Annotated in this window: 11 protein-coding genes and 2 tRNA genes; 3 read left to right on the top strand and 10 right to left on the bottom strand. The window is 48.8% G+C overall.

What is annotated here, in order from left to right:
• Window positions 1-14 precede the first annotated feature (14 nt).
• Both D3D03_RS15000 and D3D03_RS15005 read right to left on the bottom strand, forming a co-directional pair.
• Window positions 15-608 carry a flavin reductase family protein gene (locus D3D03_RS15000; RefSeq protein WP_119924034.1) on the bottom strand — a complete coding sequence of 198 codons (594 nt, stop codon included), beginning with the start codon at window positions 606-608 and terminating at the stop codon, window positions 15-17.
• 23 nt (window positions 609-631) lie between these two features.
• On the bottom strand, window positions 632-1,030 hold the full coding sequence (locus D3D03_RS15005; RefSeq protein WP_026831818.1) for a DoxX family protein: 399 nt from the start codon (window positions 1,028-1,030) through the stop codon (window positions 632-634).
• A gap of 183 nt (window positions 1,031-1,213) precedes the next feature.
• Between D3D03_RS15005 and D3D03_RS15010 the strand changes: the two genes are divergently transcribed.
• Window positions 1,214-1,534 (top strand): winged helix-turn-helix transcriptional regulator, encoded by a 321-nt coding sequence (locus D3D03_RS15010; protein ID WP_012371654.1) that lies wholly within the window; start codon window positions 1,214-1,216, stop codon window positions 1,532-1,534.
• A gap of 118 nt (window positions 1,535-1,652) precedes the next feature.
• Window positions 1,653-2,108, top strand: coding sequence for a flavodoxin (locus D3D03_RS15015; RefSeq protein ID WP_369877672.1), 456 nt, complete (start codon window positions 1,653-1,655; stop codon window positions 2,106-2,108).
• A gap of 18 nt (window positions 2,109-2,126) precedes the next feature.
• Here the strand turns inward: D3D03_RS15015 and D3D03_RS15020 are convergent, their stop codons facing one another.
• Window positions 2,127-2,780 carry a TVP38/TMEM64 family protein gene (locus D3D03_RS15020; protein WP_026831816.1) on the bottom strand — a complete coding sequence of 218 codons (654 nt, stop codon included), beginning with the start codon at window positions 2,778-2,780 and terminating at the stop codon, window positions 2,127-2,129.
• Window positions 2,781-2,942: 162 nt separating this feature from the next.
• Here D3D03_RS15020 and D3D03_RS15025 point away from each other — a divergent pair, with 162 nt between their 5' ends.
• Window positions 2,943-3,608: a haloacid dehalogenase type II gene (locus D3D03_RS15025; RefSeq protein ID WP_119924036.1), complete on the top strand. Its 666-nt coding sequence runs from the start codon at window positions 2,943-2,945 to the stop codon at window positions 3,606-3,608.
• Window positions 3,609-3,654: 46 nt separating this feature from the next.
• On the opposite strand, the gene D3D03_RS15030 is transcribed toward D3D03_RS15025, so the two are convergent.
• From D3D03_RS15030 to D3D03_RS15060, 7 genes are all read right to left on the bottom strand, one after another.
• Entirely contained in the window at window positions 3,655-4,224 is a 570-nt protein-coding gene (locus D3D03_RS15030; RefSeq protein WP_026831814.1) for a hypothetical protein, read from the bottom strand.
• A gap of 31 nt (window positions 4,225-4,255) precedes the next feature.
• The gene (tsaD, locus tag D3D03_RS15035; RefSeq protein WP_119924037.1) at window positions 4,256-5,263 is read right to left on the bottom strand and encodes a tRNA (adenosine(37)-N6)-threonylcarbamoyltransferase complex transferase subunit TsaD; all 1,008 of its coding nucleotides are present in this window, start codon (window positions 5,261-5,263) and stop codon (window positions 4,256-4,258) included.
• Entirely contained in the window at window positions 5,260-5,718 is a 459-nt protein-coding gene (rimI, locus tag D3D03_RS15040; protein WP_119924038.1) for a ribosomal protein S18-alanine N-acetyltransferase, read from the bottom strand. Before rimI ends, tsaD begins: the two co-directional genes overlap by 4 nt.
• The gene (gene tsaB, locus D3D03_RS15045; RefSeq protein WP_119924039.1) at window positions 5,711-6,364 is read right to left on the bottom strand and encodes a tRNA (adenosine(37)-N6)-threonylcarbamoyltransferase complex dimerization subunit type 1 TsaB; all 654 of its coding nucleotides are present in this window, start codon (window positions 6,362-6,364) and stop codon (window positions 5,711-5,713) included. Before tsaB ends, rimI begins: the two co-directional genes overlap by 8 nt.
• A complete protein-coding gene (gene tsaE, locus D3D03_RS15050; RefSeq protein WP_026831810.1) occupies window positions 6,361-6,807 on the bottom strand; it encodes a tRNA (adenosine(37)-N6)-threonylcarbamoyltransferase complex ATPase subunit type 1 TsaE in 447 nt (148 codons plus the stop codon). Before tsaE ends, tsaB begins: the two co-directional genes overlap by 4 nt.
• 107 nt (window positions 6,808-6,914) lie before the next feature.
• Window positions 6,915-6,991: transfer RNA gene (locus D3D03_RS15055), tRNA-Met, on the bottom strand.
• A gap of 33 nt (window positions 6,992-7,024) precedes the next feature.
• Window positions 7,025-7,101, bottom strand: a tRNA-Met gene (locus D3D03_RS15060).
• Between the last annotated feature and the right edge of the window lie 157 nt (window positions 7,102-7,258).

Below are 7,258 nucleotides of genomic sequence, written 5' to 3' on the forward strand. Positions count from 1 at the left end.
TGTATCGCGTTGTCTTATTTCGTAGGACGCGCAATCGTGAAGATGTCACCAATCTTCGCATAATCATTTCCGGCGAGACGGGCAATTGCGCCTAAACCGTCGGCATCAATTCGGAACGAGTCCACGAGTTCATCTGCGACGTGATACCGTACGACTTCGCCGATCAATAAATCAGCTGCCTCCAGCTCGACGTGTTGTGTCAGTTTCAGTTCAAAGCGAATCTTCGCTTCGGCAACTGCCGGGACGTCAATCAGATCACTGTCAATCAACGTCAGGTTCGTCCGCTCCAGTTCACTTTCACCGTAAGCGAGCGGGGCTGCCGTTTCGTTGACCGCTTCGACAATCTCTTCACTGACGATATGAATGACATACTCCTGATTGAGTAAGATATTTTTGGCTGTATCTTTTTCCCCTTGATCCGTCTTTTGGACTGCGATCAATAATTGCGGCGGATGGCTTGAGGCGACCGTGAAAAACGAAAACGGCGCAGCATTAATCGTTCCGTCCGCACCTTTCGTCGTTACAAAGGCAATCGGTCGCGGGATGATGCTCCCGATCAATAACTTGTAGTTGTCTTTTGGACTGAGTGACTGTGCATCAAACTTCATCTTTCATTACCTGCTTTCTCTGATCACCCGAGCATGGCTGCGAGCGAATAGTCTCCAGCACCAATCAATGCGACGCCGAGGGCGATGACGATCAGGGCCATGTTGTATTCGTACCCGTTCTGTGTCACCCAGTAACCATTTTGACCGTGGACCTTGATGATTGCGATGAGCATCGATCCGATGATCAGGGCGGCAGCAAACCATAAGAACAAACCACCGGCAAACAACAAACCACCGACGAGTTCCGCCAGTCCTGCCGTAATTGCGAGTGTTTTACCCGGCTTCATACCGATCGACTCGAACCAGCCCCCCGTCCCTGCAATGCCATGCCCTCCGAACCAGCCAAACAGTTTTTGTGTCCCGTGTGCGGCAAATGTTAATCCAATCACCAATCGAATAAGAAATAATCCTAAATCCATCATCTTGATTAAAACTCCTTTTACTTAATGTTTTTTAATTACTTTTCGTAACCTAAATATGACTATAAATCATCACTTACTAAAAGTAAACAGATTTGTTTTTGTTCTTTTTGTTACATTAAGTAAAATGATTCGATTTTTTTAGTGGAAGCGGGTATACTACAAATATAGAAAGGATGAGTGCTGATGGAAGAGACATTGATTCCGACTGCCCTTTGTCCGAAAGTCGAACATGCCTTTGAAATTTTGGGCAAGAAGTGGACGGGCTTGATTTTACGTCATCTCATGACGAAGACCTGTCGTTTCAACGAAATTCAAGATGCGATTCCGGAGTTATCTGGTCGTATGTTAACGGAGCGCATGAAGGAACTTGAGGCGGAAGGTATTGTCATCCGGACCGTCATTCCGGAACGTCCGATTAAAATTCAATACAGTTTGACTGACAAAGGTCGTCAGCTTGAACCTGTCATTCGTTCAATCGAAGAATGGGCCGAGCTCCAAGACTGACACAAAAAAAAGACTCTCCCAATCGTGTGGAGAGCCTTTTTTTTATTTCTTCTTTTGCATTGAGAACGATTATCAATTAAACTAAAGAGGTTCACGTCTTGAAGAAAGGATGATTCAGATGAACATCATGATTGGTTTTGTCAGCATGTCCGGCAACACGGAAGACATCGTGCAGATCTTGCAGTCGGAACTCGAGCGCAAGGGCTGTACGGTTCACATACAAGAGCTCGATCAGTTATATCCGTCCGACTTTTCCAAGTATGATGCCGTTTTACTCGGCTCCTACACATGGGGGGACGGTGATTTGCCGTATGAAGCAGAAGACTTCGTCGACGAGTTGGGGGAAAGTACATTAAACGGCTTACCTGCTGCCGCCTTCGGCTCCGGCGACTTGGATTACCCCAAATACTGTGCAGCCGTCGATACGTTGGAACAGACGCTTGCGTCCGCCGGCGCGACGATTGTCGTTCCCGGGCTGAAGATTGAGTTTGATCCGGATACACCCGAGAAACAAGCCGCCTGTCGCACGTTTGCGAATGAATTTTTCGTCCGGGCACAACGGCTTCACGCTTAACCGGAAAGAACCTCGGCTTCAGCCGAGGTTCTTTTTTGCTTTCCAGCGTTTTTGGAGATACCAAGGAACAATCGTCAAGACAAGAAAGACGACAATCGCACCGATGATGATTTGCGGATCCTTCGAGACGATGCTGCTGCCTAAAAAATTATAGGCAAATGTCCCGGGGATGATTCCGATCAACGTCGCTAGGAAAAAGGACAGCAAACGGACTTTCGACAGTCCGGCTGCATAGCTGATCAAATCGAAGTTGAAAATCGGAAGCAGACGGAAGATCAATACATAGATGAATCCATTTTTTTCGAGTTGCTGCTGAATCTGCTCCACTTTTCCGGCATTCGCCTTTTCTTTGATCAGTCCGCTCCCAAGCTTTCGTGCGACTAAAAAGGCAACGACCGCACCGAGCGTCGCTCCGATCACTGTATAGATTGTTCCCATCCAGGCACCAAAGGCCAGTCCGCCGGTAATCGACAGGACGGATGCCGGAAAGAAAATCAACGGACGGATCGTATAGAGGAGAATATAGAGAATCGGCGCCCACATTCCGAACGATAAAATCCACTCCTTGATATCTGTCGGGTTAATATCGAGGTAGGCACGGCTGAACCAAATCAGTCCGCTGATGATCAGGATAAGCAGAAGAATTCGCATAATTTTTTGTTGGCGTGTCATAACATGTCTCATTTCCTTTCCAGTAGACCCTGGTCTTATCTATCAGTTCCCGAATCCGGCTCGCGTCACGCCTCCGGTTACACTTGAAATGAGTGTTTCAGCTGTAACGCTTTATGGGAACTGTCTAAAGAGAACAAACTGGAAAGCAGAAAGGTGATCAGAATGACACAACCGATTAAAGCCTTAGTCTTTGACGTGTACGGGACCTTATTTGATGTCCATTCCGTCAAAGTGAAAGCAGAAGAATTGTACCCGGAACATGGAGAAGCGATCAGCCAAGCCTGGCGCCAAAAGCAGCTCGAATACTCGTTTTTACGCCAGTTGAACGGTCAATACGTTCCGTTCAGTCAAGTAACGCGTGATGCACTCCGGTATGCCTTGCTGCAACTCAAATTGCATGTCACGGAAGAACATATTGCTGACTTGATGGAGGTCTATTTGCAACTCGAGCATTATCCGGAAGTCGATGCCGTCCTCCAACAGATGGGGGATAAACAACTGGCAGTCTTCTCAAACGGATCACACGATATGCTCGATCCGTTGATGGAACAGTCCGGACTGGCCGAACGATTCGACCATATCATCAGCGTTGATGACATCAAACAATACAAACCGACTCCGGCATCCTACATGCATGCCCTCAACACACTGGGGCTGAAACGGGAAGAAGTCCTGTTCATGTCGTCGAACGGCTGGGACATCACCGGGGCCAAAAGTTTTGGTTTTCGGACAGCATGGATCAATCGGGCAGGTCTGCCGGTCGAAGAGTTGAATCTCGATCCGGACAGCATTTACGATGATTTGAACGGTCTCCTGGAATGGAAATAAAAACAAGCGATGTTCCCCCACGAATGTTGGAAGAGCATCGCTTATTTTAATAGTTCGCCAGACGCGAGAATCCTCTTTTAAAGAGATCAAGCTTCAAGCCACCGTCTTTCTCGATGAAAAACAGGTATTCTTTTTGATCCGTATCTTTATAAAAGACTTTATACAGCGTCAGCGTCCGTTTTTTGTTGTTTTCACTGGCCACGACCTGGTGCTTCGAGATGACCTCCGCTTGGATTTGTTCCGCATCCAGTCGGTCGATCATCGGTTGGAAGGATTTCTTTTCCTGATCCGTCGCCGGCTTACCTGGCGCGATCGTAAAGAAGTCATCACTCGCTTTATTCGTTAAACCGTATTTGCGGTCGACCAATACCACGTTCTTTAGTTCACCGTTAACGGTCTGATCAAACGCATACAGCTTCTCGATCCGTGTCTGTTCACCTTCCGCACGACCGATTTCGTACAGGGGCTGCTGTTTCGTGTTCGCTTCAACTGCTTTTTTATCTGGTACGAGCTCTTCTTTATAGGCGATTTGATACGCATCGACGATTTCCCGAATCTGTAAACCGATTGCGACAATGACGAGTACACCTAATAACGCGATGATGACTTTTTTCATTCCCTTATTTCCCCCATGTCTCTCGAATTCCTTACTTTAAATCTAGCCCAGGTTCGGCATTCATGGCAAGTGTCGATTGGCGGCCGGCCCGATATGGATGAATGGCTGCTGCTCCGATCATCGCGGCATTGTCACCGCATAAGTGCATCGGCGGGATGACGAGCTCAATCCCTTCACGTTGACAGGCTTCGGTCAACCCTTTCCGTAGTCCTTGGTTCGCGGCAACACCACCGGCAACGAGCAGCTGTGTCCCGCCCTTTTCCTTGACGGCCCGAATCGCTTTTGTGACGAGGACTTCGACGACGCTCGCTTGAAAACTGGCTGCCAAGTCTTCCGGGATGATGACTTCCCCCCGTTGTTCCGCATTGTGGACGGCATTGATGACAGAGGATTTTAAGCCGCTGAAACTAAAGTCATACGACTCTTTCTCGAGCCAAATCCGTGGGAAATGGAACGTATCCTGTCCCGTTTGAGCCAGTTGATCGATCCGGGGGCCACCTGGATAAGGGAGCTTCAAGGTCCGCGCCACTTTGTCATACGCTTCTCCGGCTGCATCATCACGGGTTTCCCCGATTACTTCGTAGACGCCGTCTTCCGGCATATAAATCAATTCCGTATGTCCTCCTGAAGCAATCAAACAGACGAGCGGGAACTGAAGTTCTTGCACAAAACGATTGGCATAAATATGACCCGCAATGTGGTGAACACCAATCAATGGTTTACTGTGAGCAAAGGCCAATGCTTTGGCCGCGCTGACACCGACAAGGAGGGCACCAACAAGACCCGGTCCTTCCGTGACGGCAATCGCATCGATTTCATCGATCGTGACGCCCGCTTCCGTCAAAGCATCATCAATGACATATGTGATCCGTTCCACGTGATGACGGGAAGCGACTTCCGGCACGACCCCGCCAAAACGTTTATGACTCTCGATTTGAGACGAGACGACATTCGAAAGTACATCTGTCCCCCCGCGCACGACAGCAGCGGCTGTCTCATCACAACTGGATTCAATTGCTAATATCAACGGTTGTGTCATAGCTTGTCTCCTTCTAGTTCCAACCAATAGATGGCTGCATCTTCATTATTGTCCTGATAATAACGTTTCCGTGTCCCGGCGTATAAAAAACCAAGTTTTTCGTACAAGGTACGCGCCGGTGTATTCGAGACACGCACTTCGAGTGTCATCGCCCGTAACCCAAGCAGTTTGGCTTCCGCGATCAACGCAACGAGCAGAGCTTCTCCGACTCCCATGCCACGCGTTGCCCGTTTGACGGCAACGTTCGTGATATGGCCCTCATCCGCAATGTGCCACAGTCCGGCAAATCCGATGATTTCTTCTGCTTCTGCGACCAAATAATAGGCATTCGGATTTTGCGTCATCTCTGCTACAAATGCTTCCAGTGTCCACGGCGTCGCAAAGGACTCCCGTTCCACGGCATGAACACCGGGTGCGTCCACGACCGTCATTTTTCGAATCAAGACGTCACTCATGACGTTGTGCCTCAATCCATTTGGCTTCCGCTTCTGCGAGACGCAGGTAACGCGGCTCAAAAGCATGGGTCTCGACAGGCTGGCGTGTTGCACCAAGCAATGCCAGAACACCGGCACGTGGAGCGCGGAATGCCGGATCAACAACGACGAACGGTTCCAATTCCGATACGAACTTGTCCGTATCCCCCGTCACTTTCGTATCCGTCGGCAAGTTCTTGACGAAATCTGCGACCAATGTATGTTGCTCTTCTCCGATCAATTGACCGTTTTCGTACAGACCAACGAATCCTGTACCACGGCGGGCGTCTTGAATCGCTACGATGCGACCGGTTGAGCCGGCGGATGCTGCCATCAGTTCAAGCGTCGACACAGGAACCAGTTCGATTCCGAGTGTATAGGCTAACGTCTTCGCCGTTGTTGCTCCAATCCGAAGACCGGTATACGAACCGGGTCCATCCGCAATGACGACACGTGTCAAATCGCGCGGCGACCAGCGGACTTCCTGCATCATGCGCTCAAGCAAAGGCATTAATTTTGTTGCATGGTTCAACGAGGTCACATAAGAGGCTTCTGCCAAGATCTGTTTCCCGTCCGATAACGCAACAGACAGTTGTTTCGTCGATGTATCAATCGCTACGATTTTCATGGATATAACCCCTCACATATCTTGATGTACTGTTCACCGATTGGTTCAAGCAAAAAACGACGTGAGTCATCGCCCGTCCGTTCAATCGTGATCGCAAGGCGTTCCGGTGGAAGGACATCAGCAATCAATTCCGACCATTCGACGACAGCGACACCATCTCCATTCAAATATTCTTCAAGACCGATGTCATCTCCGCCTTCGAGACGGTAGACATCCATATGGTAAAGCGGCAATCGTCCAGTATAGACCTTCATGATCGTAAACGTAGGACTGTTGACGTTTCGGGTCACACCCAGCCCCTTGGCGAATCCTTGGGTGAAGGTTGTCTTTCCTGCCCCTAAGTCCCCGTCGAGCGTCACGACCATCCCTTTGAAGGCACGGTGTCCCAGTTCAACGGCAAGCGCCGTCGTCTGTTCGAGGTTCGTCATTTCAAGTTTCATCATCTGTGTCCCTCCTCCTTTTCTCTTACTCCATTGTACCGAACAAAAAAGGCAAAAAAAAATACGAAACGCTGAACGTTTCGTAGTAAAGTTGAAGTTAAGTTTAAAATTGGTTGCGGGGGCCGGATTTGAACCGACGACCTTTGGGTTATGAGCCCAACGAGCTACCAGACTGCTCCACCCCGCGACGATAAACGTTTCGGATTTGAATTATAAAAATTGGTTGCGGGGGCCGGATTTGAACCGACGACCTTTGGGTTATGAGCCCAACGAGCTACCAGACTGCTCCACCCCGCGATGATATAACGTTTCGACAGATATTAATATAACATGTACTTTTTAAAAATACAAGCCTTATTTCACTTTCTTATCTTTTTTCTTAAAAGATCCTATCGTGAAATCGTTTTTTAACGACTTGATCCATCAAAAAACCGACCTGCAAATGCAGATCGGA

This window comes from Exiguobacterium sp. RIT452, from assembly GCF_003598705.1.
GTDB lineage: Bacteria > Bacillota > Bacilli > Exiguobacteriales > Exiguobacteriaceae > Exiguobacterium_A > Exiguobacterium_A undae.